Raw genomic sequence first — 18451 nt, 5'->3', positions numbered from 1 at the left:
GGCACGTACAGCATCCCGTCCGGGAACCTGTTCGCGCCGGGGACGGCGAACACCCGGGCCGAGATCTACGCGATGGGCTTCCGCAACCCGTTCCGCATGAGCGTCGACAAGGCCACCGGCGTCGTCTACGTCGGTGACTACGGCCCCGACGCCGGCACCACCAACGCCAACCGCGGCCCGTCCGGGCAGGTCGAGTTCAACCGGATCACGTCGCCTGGCAACTACGGCTGGCCGTACTGCACCGGCTCGAACACCAGCACCGAGATCTACAACGAGTGGGACTTCGCCGCTGGTACCGGTGGCGCCAAGTACAACTGCGCCGGCGGGCCGACGAACAACTCGTTCCGCAACACCGGCCTGGGCACCCTGCCCGCGGCGCGGCCGGCGTGGATCAAGTACGGCGGCGACTCCGGCACCCCGGCGGAGTTCGGCGGCGGCTCCGAGTCGCCGATGGGCGGCCCCGTGTACCGCTACGACGCGGCCAACCCGTCGGCGACGAAGTTCCCGGCCAGCTTCAACGGCATGTTCTTCGCCGGTGAGTTCGGGCGTGGCTGGATCAAGCCGATCGTCGTCAACAGCGACGGCACCCGCGGCGCGATCGACACGTTCCCGTGGGGCGGCAAGCAGGTCATGGACATGCAGTTCGGCCCCGACGGCGCGCTGTACGTCCTGGACTACGGCACCGGCTACTTCAACGGCGACGCCAACTCGGCCCTGTACCGCTACGACTACGTGGGCGGCGGCAACCGCGCGCCGACCGCAGTCGCGAGCGCGAACAAGACCTCGGGCGCCGCGCCGCTCGCGGTGACGTTCTCCTCCGCCGGGTCCAGCGACCCGGAGGGCGGTCCGCTGACGTACTCGTGGGACTTCGACGGCAACGGCACGCAGGACTCCACCGCGGCGAACCCGTCGTTCACGTACACCACGAACGGCACCTACAACGCGACGCTGACGGTGCGGGACAACCAGAACGCCCCGGCCACGTCCAGCGTGCTGATCAGCGTCGGCAACACCGCGCCGACGGTCGTCGTCAACGCCCCGGCGAGCGGCCAGCTGGTCTCGTTCGGCGACAGCGTGCCGTGGAGCGTCACGGTCACCGACCCCGAGGACGGGGCGATCGACTGCACGAAGGTCACCATGACCTACGTGCTCGGCCACGACCAGCACGCCCACCAGATCACCTCGCAGAACGGCTGCACCGGCACGATCAACATCCCGGTCGACGGTGAGCACGACGACGCGGCGAACATCTTCCCGATCTTCGACGCGCAGTACACCGACAAGGGCGGGCTGACCGTCCACGCGCAGAACATCCTCCAGCCGCGCAAGCGGCAGGCGGAGCACTTCAAGACGTCGTCGGGCATCAACACGTTCAGCAAGACGACGGCCGAGGGCGGCAAGACGGTCGGCGACATCAACAACGGCGACTGGATCCAGTTCGACCCGTACAAGCTGAACAACGCGACCTCGGTCTCCGTCCGGGCGTCGTCCGGCGGCATCGGCGGCACCGTGCAGTTCCGCACGGGCTCGGCGACGGGCCCGATCATCGGCTCCGTGACGATCCCGGTGACGGGCTCGTGGGAGACGTTCACGACGGTGACCGCGCCGATCTCCGGCGCGCCGGCCGGCACCACGTCGCTGTTCGTGACGTTCGCCGGCACCGGCACCGCCGCGCTGTTCGACGTGGACAGCTTCACCTTCACGACCAGCAGCAGCGGCATCGGCCCGGTCAAGGGTCTCGCCGGCAAGTGTCTCGACGTGCGCAGCGCAGCCACGGCCGACGGCACGCAGATTCAGCTGTACACCTGCAACGGCACCAACGCGCAGACCTGGACCAGGTCCGGTCAGACGCTGCAGTCCCTCGGGAAGTGCCTGGACGTGTCCGGTGGCGGCAGCGCCGACGGCACGAAGATCCAGCTGTGGACGTGCAACGGGTCCGGCGCGCAGAACTGGGCGCCGAACGCCGACGGCACGCTGCGCAACCCGCAGTCCGGCAAGTGCCTCGACGTGTCCGGTAACAACTCCGCGGACAGCACCGTCGTGCACCTGTGGACCTGCGTCAGTCCGGCACCCGCCAACCAGAAGTGGACCCTGCCCTAACGAGGTGATCGGGCGCCCGTGCCGCCACACGGGCGCCTCCCTCCCTGCTAAGGAGATTCAGTGCGCAGAATCCTCGCCGGAGCGGGCGCCGCCATCGCCCTCGCCGCATGCTCGCTGTACACCGCCAGCCCGGCCGTCGCCGCCGACGCGCCCTACGACGTGCTCGTGTTCTCCAAGACCGCCGGCTTCCGCCACGACGCGATCCCGGCGGGCATCACCGCGATCCAGCAGCTGGGCGCGGCCAACAACTTCACCGTGACCGCCACCGAGGACGCCAACGCGTTCACCACCGGCAACCTCGCGCAGTACGAGGCGGTCGTCTTCCTCAACACCACCGGTGACGTGCTCAACGACACCCAGCAGACGGCGTTCGAGTCGTACGTGCGCGGCGGCGGGGGATACGTCGGTGTCCACGCGGCCGCCGACACCGAGTACAGCTGGCCGTTCTACGGCAACCTCGTCGGCGCGTGGTTCGCCTCGCACCCGGCGATCCAGCAGGTCAACTCGAAGACCGAGAACCGGGCCCACCCGGCCACGGCGCACCTGCCGCAGACCTGGACCCGCACGGACGAGCTGTACAACTACCAGACCAACCCGCGCAGCAGCGCCCGCGTCCTGGCGACCCTGGACGAGTCGTCCTACTCCGGTGGGTCGATGGGCGCCGACCACCCGATCACCTGGTGCAAGACGATCGACAGCGGCCGGTCGTTCTACACCGGCTTCGGGCACACGCAGGAGTCGTACTCCGACGGCAACTTCCGCAACGAGCTCCTCGGCGGCATCCGGTACGCCGCCAAGCGCGCCAAGGCGGACTGCCGTCCCGAGAGCGGCTACACCGCGATCTACAACGGCGCCACGACCGGCTGGTCGCAGGCCGGCCCCGGCAGCTTCACCAACAGCGACGCGACGCTGACCTCCGTCGGCGGCATGGGCCTGTTCTGGTACAGCGCGAAGCAGTACACGTCGTACTCGCTGAAGGCGGACTGGCGGCTCACCGGCGACAGCAACTCCGGCATCTTCGTCGGCTTCCCGAACCCGGGCACCGACCCGTGGGTCGCCGTCAACCAGGGGTACGAGATCCAGATCGACGCGACCGACGCCGCGGACCGCACCACGGGCGCCATCTACACGTTCAAGTCCGCGGACATCGCGGCCCGCGACGCGGCGCTCAACCCGGCCGGCGAATGGAACACCTACGAGCTGCTCGTCGAGGGGCAGCGGATCCGGGTGTACCTCAACGGCAGCCTGATCAACGACTTCACCAACACCGACCCGGCCCGCAACCTCGACGGGTACATCGGCATCCAGAACCACGGCAGCGGTGACACGGCCTCGTTCCGCAACGTCCGGATCAAGGACCTCGGCGGGAACCCGTCGACCGACGTGACCGTGCAGGCCGAGTCCTTCAGCTCGGTCAACGGCGCGCAGGCCTTCACCAAGGCCGGCGCCAACAACGGCCAGACCCTCGGCTACATCGACCCGGGTGACTGGGCCGGCTACAACAACGTGAACGTCGGCGGCGCCACGTCCTTCCGGGCGCGGGTCGTGTCCGGCGGGCCCGGCGGCCAGATCCAGATCCGCAACGGCTCGCAGACCGGGACGATCCTCGGCACCGTCAACGTGCCGAACACCGGCAGCTGGGACACCTACGCCAACGTGACGACCACGCTGACCGGCGTCCCGTCCGGCAACGCGAACATCTTCCTCACGTTCACCGGCACGGGCACCGGCCTCTTCGACGTCGACGACATCACGTTCGTGAAGACCTCGACGCCGCCGACCGGGGTCGGGCCGATCAAGGGCCTGGCCGGCAAGTGCCTCGACGTCCGCTCCAGCGGCACCGCCGACGGCACCCAGATCCAGATCTACACCTGCAACGGCTCCGGCGCGCAGACCTGGACCCGCAACGGCCAGACCCTGCGGGCCCTCGGCAAGTGCCTGGACGTGTCCGGTGGCGGTAGCGCCGACGGCACGAAGATCCAGCTGTGGACGTGCAACGGCTCCGGCGCGCAGAACTGGGCGCCGAACGCCGACGGCACGCTGCGCAACCCGCAGTCCGGCAAGTGCCTCGACGTGTCCGGCAACAACTCCGCGGACAGCACCGTCGTGCACCTGTGGACCTGCGTCTCGCCGGTGCCGGCGAACCAGAAGTGGACCCTGCCGTAACGAACCCGCTCCACAAAGGGGCCCCGGGCACGCGCCCGGGGCCCCTTCCGCTTGGCGGCGAGGGTTAGGGTGGCCGGGTGCGGGGGACACGAGCGGGGCTCACACTGGCGTTGATCGTCTCGGCCGGGCTGGCAGGTTGCGGCGACAAGTCCGACACGACGGACACGGCCGCGCCGCCGCCGCCGAGCGAGGCGCCGGCCGTCGCCGTGGTCGAGCCGGCGTCGCCGTCGGCGTCACCGTCGGCCAAGCCGTCACCCAGCAAGAAGCCGGCCCCGAAGCCGTCCTCCACGCTCAAGAAGCAGGTCAACGCCGGCGGCGACACCGGCGGCGCGAAGCCGCCCCCGCCGGCCGGCGACGGCGTCCCGGCGACCGCCGCCGGCACGTTCGCCGTCGCGGGCGGCGGCACCGCGATCGTCGGCACCGGCGCGACGCTGGTGAAGTACCGCGTCGAGGTCGAGAACGGCATCCAGTGGGGCGCCAACCCGGTCTGGACGGCCGAGAAGACCGCCGCCGAGGTCGAGCGGGCCCTCGGCGCGGAGCTCGGCTGGACCGCGTCGGCCGAGCACCCGGTGACCTACCCGTCCAACAAGCTCGCCGACGCCAGCTGGTCCTTCCAGCGGGTCAGCGGCGAGGACTACAGCGTGCGGCTGCGGCTGGCCACCCCCGGCACCGTCGACAAGCTGTGCAAGGCCGTGGGCGTCGACACCCAGGGCATCTACTCGTGCCGCTACGGGCAGACCATCCTGCTCAACCTGCGCCGCTGGCTGAAGGGCATCGACGGGGCGCCGAGCGTGGACTTCCACGCCAACACCGTGAACCACGAGATGGGCCACTTCCTGGGCTTCGACCACATGAAGTGCCCGGGCTCCGGGCCGGCGCCGATCATGCAGACGCAGACGATCGCGCTGAACGGGTGCCAGTACAACTCGTTCCCGTTCACCAAGGAAGGGACCTTCGTCCAAGGCCCCTGGGCACCCAGCTGATCCGACGCCGAGGTCCGGCTACTTCAGCCGGCGGAGCAGGTCGATGACGTCGGCGTCGTACTCGCGCCACTCGCGGTCCGGCTTGAAGCCCAGCTCGGCGTTGACCTTCAGCAGCGGCTCGTTCTCCGTCGCGTTCCACGTCTGCACGTCCAGCAGGTGCGGCTCGGCGGCCCGCAGCTCGAAGAGCATCCGCGCCTTGATCGCCCGGCTGATGCCGTAGCCGCGGTGCGTCGGCACCTCGATGGTGTCGTACTGGTCGGCGCGGGTCGGCCGCTGCGCCGGGACGACGACCTCGGTGAGCCCCGCGATCGTGTCGGACGCCTCGTGCACCGCGAGGACGATGTACGGCTTGAGGCCGCGCGCGTGCAGCGTCCCCAGGCTCGCCCGCAGCCGCTCCGCGTCGTAGGAGCTGGGTCGCAGCTCCAGGTCCGCCACGACGGACGCCCGCGCCGCCTCCTTCGCCGCCGCGTAGGCCGCGTAGTGCTGCTCCGGCGGGCCGCCCGGGTGGTACTCGACCCGGTAGCCCGCGCCGATGCCGGCCGCCATCTCGCCCAGCCGCAGCCAGTCGACCCCGCCCAGGTCCAGCAGGTTGCGCTGCTCGATGAACGCGCACTCGAAGCCGAACGACTCGAAGAACTTGACGCTCGGGGTGCCGCCGATCACCTCGACGCCGACGGACTCGAAGCCCTCCTCGGCGGCCCGGCGGGCCACCGCGGCCAGCAGCGCCGTGCCGACGTGCCCGCGGCGGGCCGCGGGGCGCACCGACAGCTCCAGCACGCCGATCTCCTCCAGCGCGAGCAGGCTCGCGTGGCCGAGCACGTCACCGGACCCGTCGACGGCCAGCCACGACGTGCGCCGCTCGCCCGGCATCGTGACCGCGAGATACTCCCGGAACTTGACGTCGCGCCACGGCGGATCCTCGGGCACGTCGAACGCCACGATCTCGTTGAGGGACCGCAGCACCGCCTCGATCTCAGCCGCGGTCGCGGTCCCCGGGTCCCACTCGCGCACCATCACGGAGTCAAGCTTGCCTACCTTTGTGGCTCAGCGGAAGTACCGCGCCGCAGAGCGTGGCCTTTCATGTACGCGAATCTACGCCGTGCGGTCCCGGCGGCCGTAGTCGTTCGTCGCGTTGAAGACCGCCGTGCGGTACTCGTCGGGGATGTTGTACGAGCGGATGGCGGCGTTCCAACCCTCCACCGTGGACAGGTCGCGGCCGCCGGCGCACAGGTACGCGGCCGCGGTCAGGGCCGCGTCGTCGATGTCGTTGACGTCGGTCACCCCGTCGGCGTCGGCGTCGATCCCGTACTGCTTCCAGGTGCTCGGCAGGAACTGCATCGGCCCGACCGCCCGGTCCCAGGTCTTGTCGGTGTCGATCGCGCCGCCGTCGGTGTCCTTGATCGCCTGCCGGTTGCTCTGCCCGTCCAGCGGCGGGCCGATGATCGCCGGCAGCGACTTGCCGTCGTCCTGCACCAGCGCGCCGCCCGTCCGGCCGTGGTCCGACTCGATCTTCGCGATGCCGGCGAGCGTGGTCCAGGTCAGCTTGCAGCCCGGCGTGGTGCGGGCGGTGATCAGCTCCGCGTACCCGTACGCCTGCAGCGACACCGGCGGGATGTTGAGCTTCACCGCGCGCGGGCCGGCCCACGCGGCCAGGACGTCCGACGGGCGCTCCTTCGTGCCGGCGGGCGGGCTGAACGTCGTCGGCGGTGCCTGCGGCACGGGCGCGTCGCCGGTCTCGATCCCGCCCGGGGTCGCGGTCGGCGGCGGCGGGGCGGAGCCGCCGGCCTGCGGCTCGGACACGGCCGGGACGAGGTACTTGCCGGACGCGTAGGCGGCGCCGAGCACCAGGGCGAGCGCGAGGCCGGCGACGAGCATCCGGCCGCCGGGCCGGCGCAGCCACACCCGCAGCCCCTCGAAGCGGGCCGGCCGGCTCTGCAGGACGTCGGCGGGCGCGTCCGGCTTCCCGGTGGTCGCCGGCGCCGGTGCCGTGGGTGCCGGTGTCGTGGGCGCCGGGTCGCCGGGCTCCTTCGCGGCGTGCTTCGGGACGTGGCGCTGCGACGGCACGCTCGGTGACGCGGCCTCGGCATTGTCGGTGGTGGATTTGTCGTTTTTCGCCGCTCTTTTGCCGCGCTTCGGCGGCAGATCTCCCGGAATGGGGTCTTCATCCGGCGCGGGTGAGCGGATCGCGGTCACCGAGAGTGTGTCCACTGTGGTGGGTTGTTGCTCGTCGGACCGGGGACCGCGGTTCTGTGCCACCCGTCGAGTATTCCGTACTTGCCGCGCACGTGTCACCGTCGCCTAACCTGTGGGGATGCCTCGTTACGAGTACCGGTGCAGGGCCTGCGGCGACACGTTCGAAGTCCAGCGGCCGATGGCTGAAGCCAATGCGAACGCCGCGTGTCCGGCGGGCCACGACGACACGGTGAAGTTGCTGTCGACGGTCGCCGTCAATGGCGTCAACGCCGCGGGCATCTCGCAGCGTCCTTCCGGTGGTGGATGTTGCGGCGGCTCGTGCGGTTGTTGATGCATTGTTACGGGCCGGTTTCGCAATAACCGCCGGACGGCTTTGATGTTGTGGCCCAGCGTGCCACAACTCGGCCGGTCACGTTGTCGTTACGTCACGCGAAACCCACTCGAGCTTCACCCCCGTATGCTTGCTGACCTGCTTGGAAGAGTGCAGACCAACGTCTGTCCGACCTTGAGGACGACCGGTTGGGGACCGTTTCTACGATGCGCGTGACCCAGGGGTGGGGAAACATGGGTCACGCCTGAAAAGGGAGGCGGGGGTTTCACGTGTCGGCGCGGACGCATCTGCCCAGCGGGCTGGTGACATTCCTGTTCACCGACATCGAGGGCTCGACTCGACTTGCCCAGATGCTCGGCGCGGGATACCGGCCGGTGCTCCAGGAGCACCGGCAGGTGATCCGTCGCGCACTGTCCAAAGCGGAAGGTGTTGAACTCTTCACCGAGGGTGACTCGCTCTTCGTCGCGTTCGCCGACGCCGCCGCCGCGCTCACCGCCTGCATCGAGGCGCAGCGCGAGCTCGCCGCCCACGACTGGCCGGCCGCGCCCGACGGGTCCGACGCCCGGCCGAGGGTCCGCATGGGCCTGCACACCGGGTTCGCCGAGCCCTACGGCGGGGAGTACACGTCGCCCGAGGTGCACCGCGCTGCCCGCGTCGCCGCCGCCGCCCACGGCGGGCAGGTCCTGTGCTCCGCGGCCACCGCCGGCCGCGTCGGCGGACTCGACGGCGCCCTCGGCGACGACGCCTACCTGCTCGACCTGGGCCTGCACCGGCTGCGCGGCTTCGACGGCTGCGAGCGGATCTTCCAGCTGGTCGCCCCGGGCCTGGACCGCCAGTTCCCCCGGCCGCGCACCATCGACGCGCCCGCCCACAACCTGCCGGTGCAGACGACCCGGTTCATCGGCCGCGCCGCCGAACGCGCCGCCGTGCGCGACCTCGTCGGCTCCCATCGCATCGTCACCGTCGTCGGCGCCGGCGGCGCGGGCAAGACCCGCCTCGCCGTCGAGGCCGCCGGTGAGCTCGTCGAGCAGTTCCGCGACGGGGTCTGGTTCGCCGACCTCAGCGCCGTCCCGACCAGCGACCTCGTCGACGTCGCCGTCGCGGCCGCCGCCGGGCTGCGCCCCGAGCCGGGCCGGCCCGTCATCCAGACCCTCGCCGACCACGTCCGCGACCGGCGGATGCTGTTCCTGCTCGACACGTCCGACGCGCAGCTGCCCGCGGCCCGCCGGCTCGTGTCGCGGCTGCTGTCCACCGGACCGGAGGTCACCGTCCTGGCGACCAGCCGCGAGCCGCTCGGCCTCGCCGGCGAGGTGGTCTGGCGGATCCCGCCGCTGTCGGTCGAGGCGGCCAGCGGCGGCGGGTTCAGCGACGCCGTCGCGCTGCTGGTCGACCGGGCCTCCGCCGCGCGGGGCGGCCGGCCCGCCGAGCCCGGCGACATCGCCCAGCTCACCCGGGTCGCCGAGGCCCTGGAAGGGCTGCCGCTCGCGCTGGAGCTCGCCGCGGCGCGGCTGCGGCTGCTGTCCGCCGCGCAGCTCGCCGCCCGCATCGACGACGTCCTCGGCACCCTGGACGCCGGCCGCGGCGCCCCGTCCGACGCCGACGTCCCCGGCAACCGGCACCGCACGATGCAGGCCGCCGTGGACTGGTCCTACCGGACGCTCGACGACCGCGCCGCCCGGCTGCTGCGCCGGCTGTCGGTCTTCGCCAGCCCCGTCGACCTGCCCGCGATCGAGTGGCTGCACGACGGCGACCCCCTCGACCCGCTCGCGACCCTCGTCGACAAGTCCCTGCTGCAGGCGGAGGCCGGCGCGACGAACGCGACCTACCGCATGCTCGACCCGATCCGCGCCTACGCCGCCCGCCGCCTCGTCGAGGCCGGCGAGGAGGAGCCGGCCCGGGAGCGGCACGTCGCCTGGTGCCTGCAGGCCGCGCACGACGCCCACGTCGACGCCGAGGGCCGGCCCGTCACGCTGTCGCTCTACACCCTCGACCCGCTCGCCGACGAGCTGCGGGCGGCCCTGCACTGGACCGTGACCCGCGGCAGCGCCCGGCAGGGCCTCGCCGTCGCCGGCGCGCTCGACCAGTGGTGGCGGGAGCGCGGCCTGGTCCGTGAGGGTCGCATGTGGCTGTTCCGCCTGTACGAGCGGATCAGCGCGACCGGTGAGCCCGTCCCCGACGCGGAGCTCGCGGCGGCCTACCACATGCACTCCCTGCACGCGGGTGCCGACGGTGAGACGGTCGAGGAGCTGCGCTTCTCGCAGCGGGCCGAGGCCGCGGCGCGCCGGGCCGGCGACCCCGGGCTGCTCGCGCGGGTGCTCGCCGGGCGGGGCGCGCCGCTGCTGGACATGGGCCGCTTCGACGAGGCCGAGCGCGGCTGCCGGGAGGTGATCGCCCTCGCCGAGGAGCAGGGCGTCGCCGGGGAGACGCTCTTCGCCGTCTACGCCCTCGCGCAGCTGCTGTGGCGCCGCGGCGCGCTCGACGAGGCCGCCGACCTGCTGGCGTCCGCCCGCACGCTGGAGAACTCCCGCCCGACGGAGCGCGGCCGGCGCACCGTCGACATGCTGCTCGGCATGGTCGCGCTGTCCCGCGGCGACCTGGTCGCGGCGCACGACCACCTGATCGTGGCGCTGCGGTCGCGGATGAGCTTCGGCTTCCACCTGCGGGTGTGCGAGGCGCTGATGGCGATCGCGGTGCGCTGCTCCCTCGCCGGCGAGGCCGGCACCGCGGCGCGGCTCTTCGGCGCCGCCCAGGCGGCCAGGGTGCGGCTGCGCTGCTCCGCCGGCGGGTTCGGCGCGTACTGGACGGAGCAGCAGGCCGCGCTGCGCACCGCGATGGGTGACGCGGACTTCGACGAGGCCTACGCCGCCGGTGGCGCGCTGGGCCTGGAGGAGTCGGTGGCCCTGGCCCTGACGATCGAGCACCCGGACCTGGTGGCCGGCTCGATCCGCTTCTCCGCCGCCGAGTAACCAGAGCCGGACAGCCAGATGGGGTGACAGCCCGCCGGGGGGTTACCCCGTTGCACTGCCACCCCACCTCAGGGAGGGCTCACCGACGTGTCGGTGCGCTACCTCTTCAGACGCATCGGCTCCCGTACAGGTTGCCTACAGGACGGTCCAACAGGATGGTCTACAGGATGGTCTACAGGATGGTCCAGGTGTCGCCGCTGTTGAGCAGGGCGCCGAGCTCCTCCTCGGGGGTGCCCTTCGCCTTGGCCTTCGCCGCGGTGAGCTGGTCGCGGACCAGGTCGTCGTAGGCGGGCCGCTCCACCTTGCGGAACACCCCGATCGGCGTGTTGCGCAGGTCGAGGCCCGGCAGCCGGGACAGCGCGAACGCGTACGCCGGCTCGGCGACCGACTCGTCGTGCACGACGATCTCCTCCGGCGCCGCCGACGCCGTCGGCACCACGGACAGGCCGAAGCCGCCCGGCGGGTGCGTCACCGCCCACTCGCCGTCCTTGCCGAACGTGATCGGCTGGCCGTGCTCCAGGCGGATCGTGAAGTCGTCCCGGGTGGCGGGCTCCTTCAGCGCGTCGAACGCGCCGTCGTTGAAGATGTTGCAGTTCTGGTAGATCTCCACGAACGCCGACCCGCGGTGATCGGCCGCGGCCCGCAGCACCGACTGCAGGTGCTTGCGGTCGGAGTCGATGGTGCGGGCGACGAAGCTCGCCTCCGCGCCCAGGGCCAGGGAGATCGGGTTGAACGGCGAGTCCGCCGAGCCCGCCGGCGTCGACTTCGTGATCTTGCCGATCTCCGACGTGGGCGAGTACTGCCCCTTCGTCAGGCCGTAGATCTTGTTGTTGAACAGCAGGATCTTCAGGTTGACGTTGCGGCGCAGCGCGTGGATCAGGTGGTTGCCGCCGATCGACAGCGCGTCACCGTCGCCGGTCACCACCCACACCGACAGGTCGGGGCGGGACACCGACAGGCCGCTCGCGATCGCCGGCGCGCGGCCGTGGATCGAGTGCATGCCGTAGGTGTTCATGTAGTACGGGAACCGCGACGAGCAGCCGATGCCGGAGACGAACACGATCTGCTCGCGCGGGATGCCGAGCTCCGGCATGAACGACTGGACCGCGGCCAGGATCGCGTAGTCCCCGCAGCCGGGGCACCAGCGCACCTCCTGGTCGGACTTGAAGTCCTTCGTCGTCAGCTTGAGTGCCTCAGGCATTCTTGACCACTTCCTCCAGCACGGACTCCAGCTCCGCGGCGGTGAAGGGCAGGCCGCGGACCTGGTTGTACGCGATCGCGTCGATCAGGAACTTCGAACGGATGACGCCGGCCAGCTGGCCGAGGTTCATCTCGGGGATGACGACCTTGTCGTAGCCCGCGAGCACCGCGCCGAGGTTCTTCGGCATCGGCGACAGGTGCCGCAGGTGCGCCTGCGCGATCGGCAGCCCGCGCTGGCGCAGGGCCCGCGCGGCGGCGCCGATCGGGCCGTAGGTGGAGCCCCAGCCGAGCACCAGCACGCGGGCGGTGCCGTCGGGGTCCTCGACCTCGACGTCGGGCACCTCGATGCCCTCGATCCGCGCGGCGCGGGTGCGCACCATGAAGTCGTGGTTGGCCGGGTCGTACGAGATGTCGCCGGTCTTGTCGGCCTTCTCCAGGCCGCCGATGCGGTGCTCCAGGCCGGGCGTGCCGGGGACCGCCCACGGGCGGGCGAGGGTCACCGGGTCGCGCAGGTACGGCAGGAACGTCGTGCCGTCCTCGCTGTTGGGCTCGGTCGCGAACTCGGTCCGCAGGTCCGGCAGGTCCGCGACCTCCGGCAGCCGCCACGGCTCGGAGCCGTTGGCGATGTACCCGTCGGAGAGCAGGATCACCGGGGTGCGGTAGGTCAGCGCGATCCGGGCCGCCTCGATCGCGGCGTTGAAGCAGTCGGCGGGGGAGCGCGGCGCGATGACCGCCACCGGGGCCTCGCCGTGCCGGCCGAACAGCGCCATGTTGAGGTCGGCCTGCTCGGTCTTGGTCGGCAGGCCGGTGGACGGGCCGGCCCGCTGCACGTCGATGACGAGCAGCGGCAGCTCCAGGGCCACCGCGAGGGAGATGGTCTCGCCCTTGAGGGCGACACCCGGGCCCGACGTGGTCGTCACGCCCAGCGCGCCGCCGTAGGACGCGCCGAGGGCCACGCCGATCGCGGCGATCTCGTCCTCGGCCTGGACCGTCGTCACGCCGAACTTCTTGTGCTTGCTCAGCTCGTGCAGGATGTCCGACGCGGGCGTGATCGGGTACGCGCCCAGGAAGACGGGCAGCTCCGCCCGTACACCTGCGGCGACGACACCGAGAGCGAGCGCGGCGTTGCCGGTGATGTTGCGGTAGTTGCCTGCGGTCATCTTGGCGGGCTTGACCTCGTAGCGGACCGCGAACGCCTCGGTCGTCTCGCCGAAGTTCCATCCCGCGTTGAAGGCGGCGATGTTGGCGGCGACGAGCTCCGGCCGGGCGGCGAACTTGCGCTCCAGGAAGCGCAGCGTCGACTCGTGCGGGCGGGAGTACATCCACGACAGCAGGCCGAGGGCGAACATGTTCTTGGCCCGCTCGGCGTCCTTCTTGGACACGCCGTGCGACTCCAGCGCCTTCACGGTCATCGACGTCAGCCCGACCGGCGCGACGGCCCAGCCCTCGAGCGAGCCGTCCTCGAGCGGGTTGCTGGCGTAGCCGACCTTCGCCAGGTTGCGCTTCGTGAACTCGTCGGTGTTGACGATGATCGAGGCGCCCTTGGGCAGGTCGGCGAGGTTGGCCTTCAGCGCCGCCGGGTTCATCGCCACCAGGACGTTGGGTGCGTCGCCCGGCGTCAGGATGTCGAAGTCGGCGAAGTGGACCTGGAAGCTCGACACGCCCGGCAGGGTGCCGGCGGGCGCGCGGATCTCCGCGGGGAAGTTGGGCAAGGTCGAGATGTCGTTGCCGAGCTGCGCGGTTTCCGAGGTGAAACGGTCACCGGTGAGCTGCATGCCGTCGCCGGAGTCGCCAGCGAACCTGATGACCACTCGATCCAGCTGGCGGACCTGCTTGGTCACGTGAGCTGACCTCCTGTTTAAGCCGGCGGAGCGGGGATGCGGTGGTGCGACGACATCGTCGAGCCGGCCCGATCCTTCTGACACTCAGAGGGTACGTCGAAGGTCCGCGCCTGCCGCCTTCGCAGGTGCCGCTGTGCGTCGGATCCCGGATTTGTGCGGCTGACGTCGAACCGCGCAAACACCACTATTCTGCGCTTATTCCTCCGGCTGCCGGAAGCCGGAGCCCGCGACGGGGCCCTTCGGCAGCCGCGGCAGCGTCAACGACCTGGGAATTGGCGTGCGCTGGGGCAGCGGCGGTAGATCTTCGTCACTTCTGCGCGACTCCGGTACCAACCTCTGGGACGCGTCGTCCCGTGCACCGGAATCGTCTCGCATGCCGGGCCCGTCCGGGGTCGCGGACTCGTCCCGCAGGCGTCGCCGCAGCGAGAACACGACCAGGAACCCCACCAGCGCGACCAGCCCGATGATCCCGACGATGAACGGCAGGCTCGACAGCTGGCTGCTGGTCACGGCCACCGGCGACGCCGGCGCGTCGGTGGGGAGCTCCAGCTCACCGGCGAGCGGCGGACCGGTGATCTTGTAGTCGGTGCGGGTCTCCACCGGATCCAGGCCGATCGGCGCCAGGAAGCCGTGCACCGCGCCCGTCAGCGGCACCTCGGCCCGGGCGGAGGTGCTGATCGCCAGCACGAAACCGGCCGGCACCTCCGCGCCGGCGGCGACATCGCCCAGCTCGCAGCGCGACCGCTCGGGCGACAGCTTCCGCTGTGCCCGGCAGACGCTCGGGAACGACACCACGTCGACGCCGGGCGGGGTGACCACCTCGACCGCGCCGGCGGCCTTCGCCGAGCCGGTGTTGCGGAGCTTGACCTGGAGCGTGGCGGTCTCGGTGCGCGGTGTCGCCTGCGCCGGGAGGGTCACCGGGTCGGCCGTCAGCTCGATGCCGGGCACCGGGGGCTTCGTGCTGAACGTGATCGAGAAGTTCCGCACCTTCTCCGGGAAGTTCTCCATCACGGCCGTGACGTTGCCGGACCCGGACAGCCGCCAGGCGTCCGGCGCGACGTCGACATCGACCACGACCCGGCCGATCTTCCCCGGCGCGAGCGGGCAGGAGAAGCTCAGGGTGCCGTTGCTGGTCCGGCAGCCGTCGATGCCGTAGCCGCCGGTCGCCCGGGTCCCGCTGGGGAAGGTGTAGAAGCCGGTGATGGTCTCCGGGGTCTCGCCGAGGTTCTGGACCGAGACGACCAGCTTCGAGGAGCCGTTGCCCTGCCAGTACGCGTCGCCGAGGACCACGTCGCTCACCGACACCGTGAACTTGCGCACCTTCTGCGCCGGCGGCGGCGGTGCCTTGGTCGTCGGGCGCGGCGCCGGGGGCTGCGTCGTCGGCTTCTCGGTCGGCGAGGCCGGCGGTGGCGGCTCGGTGGTGACCGGCGGTTCCGTCGGCGCCGTGGTCGACTCCTCCGGGTCCGGTTCCGCGTACGCGGCCGGGGTGAGCGTGAAGAGCAACGCGCAGGAGGTGCTCAGCGCGACGAAGGCAGCACGAAGCCGGGCGCGGCGGCGCGCGGGTGCTTCCATGGGGGCGTCCTCGTATCCTGGCGGCGGTCCGCTTGCTGCTTGATTGCCCTACGGCAAGGAAGCCCCATTATCTAGACAAGTTCTGGTTTCGGCATGTCGGAGTTCGTGGTTATGCGAGTACGGTGCGTGTCGTGAGTGGCTATCTAGGCGGTTATGCGACACTCGGCCTCCTGCTTCTGGTCGGTGCCGGCGTTTTTGTGGCCGCCTTTACGGCCGCTCGGCTGCTGGGACCGCGCCGATCGGCGGACAGCGGGGCGACCGCCGCGAAGTTCGACACCTACGAGTGCGGGCTCGACCCGGTGGGCGGCGACTGGGCGCAGGCGCAGATCCGGTACTACGTGTACGCGTTCCTGTACGCGCTGTTCGCGGTGGAGAGCGTGTTCCTCTTCCCCTGGGCCGTGATCTTCGACCGGCCCGGGTTCGGGACCGCCGCGGTCGTCGAGATGGCGATCTTCGTGGCGGTCCTCGCCCTGGGGATCCTGTACGCGTGGCGCAAGCGCATCCTGGCCTGGACCTGACGCGCGTCCTCTTCCGGTTCAGGCCAGGCCGCGCCGGGCGACCGCGGGCTGCCGGTCGCCCCTGATCGCCGCCACCGTGTCCAGGACCCGGCGGGTCGCGCGCACCTGATGGGCCCGGAAGACCCGCGCGCCCAGCCACGCCGACACCGCCGTGGCCGCCAGGGTGCCCTCCAGGCGCTCGCCGACCGGCAGGTCGAGGGTCTCGCCGATGAAGTCCTTGTTCGACAGCGCCACCAGCACGGGCCAGCCGGTCGCGGTCATCTCGCCGAGCCGGTTGGTGATGGCGAGCGAGTGCCGTGTGTTTTTCCCGAAGTCGTGCGCCGGATCGATGAGGATGCCGTCCCTGCGGACCCCCAGGGCGACCGCCCGCTCGGCGAGGGCGGTGACTGTCCGTACGACATCCTCGACGGGATCCGCGAACGCCACCCGGTGCGGGCGGGTCCTCGGGGTGAGCCCGCCGGCGTGGGAGCAGACCAGGCCCGCGCCGGTCTCCGCGGCGACGACGGCGAGGTCCGGGTCGGCGCCCGCCCACGTGTCGTTGATCAGGTCCGCGCCGGCCGCGATCACCTCCCGGGCCACCTCCGCCCGCCACGTGTCGATGGAGATGACCACGTCAGGGAAGCGTTCCCGGACCTTCGCGACCGTCGGCAGCGTCCGGCGCAGCTCCTCCGCGGCGTCCACGGTGCTGCCCGGGCCGGCCTTCACCCCGCCGATGTCGATGATGTCCGCGCCCTCGCCGACCGCCGCCTCGACCGCCCGCAGCGCGGCGTCCTCGGCGAACGTCGCGCCCTTGTCGAAGAACGAGTCCGGCGTCCGGTTCACGATCGCCATCACCGCGTAGTCACTGTCGGTGAACTGCCGGCCGCCCAGCCGAAACATCATGGATCCTCCGTCTTTCCTTCAGATGGGTGTGCCGGGGTCGCCCGCGCCCAGTCAGCGTGCCACGATTCCCCCTATGGCTGAGTTCCTCCTGGTGTTGATCGCCGCCGTGGTCGTCGGGGCCATCGGGTTCGGCGTGTCCTTGTTGATCACCGGCGACGACCCGGGGATCGAAGGCCACGAGCCCGACGGGCGCGCGGTGCCCCTGCCGTCCTCCCGCCCTCTGGTCGAGGGCGACGTCGGGCAGGTCCGCTTCGACACCACCCTCCGCGGGTACCGGATGGCGCAGGTCGACGCGGCGCTGCGCCGCGCCGGCTATGACATCGGCTACAAGGAGGAGCTGATCCAGGTCCTCGAGGCCGAGGTCAAGGCGCTGCGCGACGGGCGCACCGAGGACGCCGACGCGCTGCGCGACGCCCGCGAGGCCGCGGTCACCGGCGCCGGCGGCAACGTCGTGCTGTCCTCGCCGTCCGCCCCGGCCGAGCCCGAGCCCGAGTCGGAGTCCGCGGCCGAGCCCGTCGTCGACCTGGACAAGCGGGCCGCCGACGACGACAGCGCCGCGCACACCTGGGGCGCGCCCTCCCCGGTGGTGAAGTGACCGAATCGTCCTTCGACGACGAGGTCGCCCGGCCCGGCACCGGCGAGGTGACCGCGACGGTGATCGTCCGGGCACCCGCCGAGCGGGTCTTCGCCGCGCTCATCGACTGGCCCCGGCAGAGCGACTGGATCCCGTTCACCACGGTCCGCGTCCTGTCCGGGGACGGTGGTGAGGGCAGCTCGATCGAGGCCGTCACCCGCGTCGGCCCGGCCACGCTGCGGGACCTCATGCGGGTGGTGAAGGTCGATCCCCCGTACGAGGTCCGCGTCGTGCACCACGGCAAGGTGCTGCGTGGCCCCGGGGTGCTGCGCTGCACGCCGCTGGGCAGCACCCGCACCCAGGTCGTCTGGCACGAATGGTTCCACCTGCCGGCCGGGGCCGCCGGAAAGGCGGCCTGGCCGGTCCTCTGGCCCGGCTCCAAGGTCAGCCTCACCGGCGCCCTGCGACGCTTCGCCCGGCTCGTCGAGACGGGGAAACTGTCGTAGGCCTGCAGTACATTGCGGGGCGTGGTTGATGTGGTGGTGGGCGACGACGGGCTCGCCAGGTGTGCGTGGGGCGCCTCGACGCCCGATTACGCGGTCTATCACGACACCGAGTGGGGCCGGCCCGTCCGCGACGACAACGGGCTCTTCGAGCGGCTCACCCTGGAGGCGTTCCAGTCCGGCCTGTCGTGGATCACGATCCTGCGCAAGCGGCCCGCGTTCCGCGCCGCGTTCGCGGACTTCGACATCGCCAAGGTCGCCGAGTTCGGCGAGGCCGACGTCGAGCGGCTCCTCGGCGACGCCGGCATCGTGCGCAACCGGGCGAAGATCGAGGCCGCCGTCGCCAATGCCCGCGCCGCCGCCGACCTCCCCGACGGGATCGCCGCGCTGCTGTGGTCCTTCGCGCCCGAGCCGCGAGCCGCCCGCCCCGCCAGTTTCGCCGAGGTGCCGGCCTCGACCGACCAGTCCAAAGCGCTGGCCAAGGCCCTGAAGCGGCACGGCTTCAGGTTTGTCGGCCCGACGACGGCTTATGCCCTCATGCAGGCCACCGGCATGGTCGACGATCATCTCGCCTCTTGTTTTGTGCAGCTCGACCGGCCATGATCCGGACTGACGACCGCCC

General features: G+C 71.5%; 15 protein-coding genes. 9 read left to right on the top strand and 6 right to left on the bottom strand.

All coding sequences use genetic code 11. The features are described 5' to 3' along the window. From AB0J72_RS41910 to AB0J72_RS41900, 3 genes are all read left to right on the top strand, one after another. Positions 1-2100: carbohydrate-binding protein (locus AB0J72_RS41910; protein WP_363409890.1), on the top strand; the 2100-nt coding region annotated here is incomplete at its 5' end. A gap of 60 nt (positions 2101-2160) precedes the next feature. Beyond that, complete coding sequence (locus AB0J72_RS41905) at positions 2161-4266, top strand: ThuA domain-containing protein (RefSeq protein WP_363409887.1); 2106 nt, start codon at positions 2161-2163, stop codon at positions 4264-4266. A gap of 77 nt (positions 4267-4343) precedes the next feature. Next, positions 4344-5249 (top strand): DUF3152 domain-containing protein, encoded by a 906-nt coding sequence (locus AB0J72_RS41900; RefSeq protein ID WP_363409884.1) that lies wholly within the window; start codon positions 4344-4346, stop codon positions 5247-5249. 18 nt (positions 5250-5267) lie between these two features. Here AB0J72_RS41900 and AB0J72_RS41895 read toward each other — a convergent pair whose 3' ends face one another. Both AB0J72_RS41895 and AB0J72_RS41890 read right to left on the bottom strand, forming a co-directional pair. After that, a complete protein-coding gene (locus AB0J72_RS41895; RefSeq protein ID WP_363409899.1) occupies positions 5268-6263 on the bottom strand; it encodes a GNAT family N-acetyltransferase in 996 nt (331 codons plus the stop codon). 78 nt (positions 6264-6341) lie between these two features. Then, positions 6342-7313 (bottom strand): lytic murein transglycosylase, encoded by a 972-nt coding sequence (locus AB0J72_RS41890; RefSeq protein WP_363409881.1) that lies wholly within the window; start codon positions 7311-7313, stop codon positions 6342-6344. Positions 7314-7560: 247 nt separating this feature from the next. On the opposite strand from AB0J72_RS41890, the gene AB0J72_RS41885 reads away from it, so the two are divergent. Then, complete coding sequence (locus AB0J72_RS41885) at positions 7561-7773, top strand: zinc ribbon domain-containing protein (RefSeq protein WP_344512094.1); 213 nt, start codon at positions 7561-7563, stop codon at positions 7771-7773. Between the two features lie 269 nt (positions 7774-8042). Then, positions 8043-10739, top strand: coding sequence for an adenylate/guanylate cyclase domain-containing protein (locus AB0J72_RS41880; RefSeq protein WP_363409878.1), 2697 nt, complete (start codon positions 8043-8045; stop codon positions 10737-10739). 172 nt (positions 10740-10911) lie between these two features. Here AB0J72_RS41880 and AB0J72_RS41875 read toward each other — a convergent pair whose 3' ends face one another. The 3 genes from AB0J72_RS41875 to AB0J72_RS41865 all read right to left on the bottom strand — a co-directional run bounded on the left by AB0J72_RS41875 (position 10912) and on the right by AB0J72_RS41865 (position 15352). Then, positions 10912-11940: a 2-oxoacid:ferredoxin oxidoreductase subunit beta gene (locus AB0J72_RS41875; protein WP_363409875.1), complete on the bottom strand. Its 1029-nt coding sequence runs from the start codon at positions 11938-11940 to the stop codon at positions 10912-10914. Then, positions 11933-13780 (bottom strand): 2-oxoacid:acceptor oxidoreductase subunit alpha, encoded by a 1848-nt coding sequence (locus AB0J72_RS41870; RefSeq protein WP_363409872.1) that lies wholly within the window; start codon positions 13778-13780, stop codon positions 11933-11935. Before AB0J72_RS41870 ends, AB0J72_RS41875 begins: the two co-directional genes overlap by 8 nt. 195 nt (positions 13781-13975) lie before the next feature. After that, positions 13976-15352, bottom strand: a complete 1377-nt coding sequence (locus AB0J72_RS41865) for a hypothetical protein (protein ID WP_363409869.1) — start codon at positions 15350-15352, stop codon at positions 13976-13978. Between the two features lie 131 nt (positions 15353-15483). On the opposite strand from AB0J72_RS41865, the gene AB0J72_RS41860 reads away from it, so the two are divergent. Next, entirely contained in the window at positions 15484-15870 is a 387-nt protein-coding gene (locus tag AB0J72_RS41860; protein WP_363409866.1) for an NADH-quinone oxidoreductase subunit A, read from the top strand. A gap of 18 nt (positions 15871-15888) precedes the next feature. On the opposite strand, the gene folP is transcribed toward AB0J72_RS41860, so the two are convergent. Then, a complete protein-coding gene (gene folP, locus AB0J72_RS41855; RefSeq protein WP_344512102.1) occupies positions 15889-16752 on the bottom strand; it encodes a dihydropteroate synthase in 864 nt (287 codons plus the stop codon). Positions 16753-16825: 73 nt separating this feature from the next. Here folP and AB0J72_RS41850 point away from each other — a divergent pair, with 73 nt between their 5' ends. Genes AB0J72_RS41850 through AB0J72_RS41840 form a run of 3 tightly spaced genes read left to right on the top strand, consistent with a single transcriptional unit; the run spans position 16826 to position 18432 of the window. After that, positions 16826-17347, top strand: a complete 522-nt coding sequence (locus AB0J72_RS41850; protein WP_363409863.1) for a DivIVA domain-containing protein — start codon at positions 16826-16828, stop codon at positions 17345-17347. Next, positions 17344-17832: an SRPBCC family protein gene (locus tag AB0J72_RS41845; protein WP_363409860.1), complete on the top strand. Its 489-nt coding sequence runs from the start codon at positions 17344-17346 to the stop codon at positions 17830-17832. Before AB0J72_RS41850 ends, AB0J72_RS41845 begins: the two co-directional genes overlap by 4 nt. Positions 17833-17853: 21 nt before the next feature. Beyond that, positions 17854-18432, top strand: a complete 579-nt coding sequence (locus AB0J72_RS41840; protein ID WP_363409857.1) for a DNA-3-methyladenine glycosylase I — start codon at positions 17854-17856, stop codon at positions 18430-18432. The last annotated feature ends 19 nt before the right edge of the window (positions 18433-18451 follow it).

This window comes from Dactylosporangium sp. NPDC049742, assembly GCF_040674675.1.
Classification (GTDB): domain Bacteria; phylum Actinomycetota; class Actinomycetes; order Mycobacteriales; family Micromonosporaceae; genus Dactylosporangium; species Dactylosporangium maewongense.
This window is presented reverse-complemented; position numbering and strand designations above follow the sequence as displayed.

Bases quoted from the DNA above. Each gene is read 5' to 3' on its own strand.
- AB0J72_RS41895 (WP_363409899.1), bottom strand. From the start codon at position 6,263: ATGGTGCGCGAGTGGGACCCGGGGACCGCGACCGCGGCTGAGATCGAG.
- AB0J72_RS41875 (WP_363409875.1), bottom strand. From the start codon at position 11,940: ATGCCTGAGGCACTCAAGCTGACGACGAAGGACTTCAAGTCCGACCAG.
- AB0J72_RS41865 (WP_363409869.1), bottom strand. From the start codon at position 15,352: ATGGAAGCACCCGCGCGCCGCCGCGCCCGGCTTCGTGCTGCCTTCGTC.
- folP (WP_344512102.1), bottom strand. From the start codon at position 16,752: ATGATGTTTCGGCTGGGCGGCCGGCAGTTCACCGACAGTGACTACGCG.
- AB0J72_RS41885 (WP_344512094.1), top strand. From the start codon at position 7,561: ATGCCTCGTTACGAGTACCGGTGCAGGGCCTGCGGCGACACGTTCGAA.
- AB0J72_RS41850 (WP_363409863.1), top strand. From the start codon at position 16,826: ATGGCTGAGTTCCTCCTGGTGTTGATCGCCGCCGTGGTCGTCGGGGCC.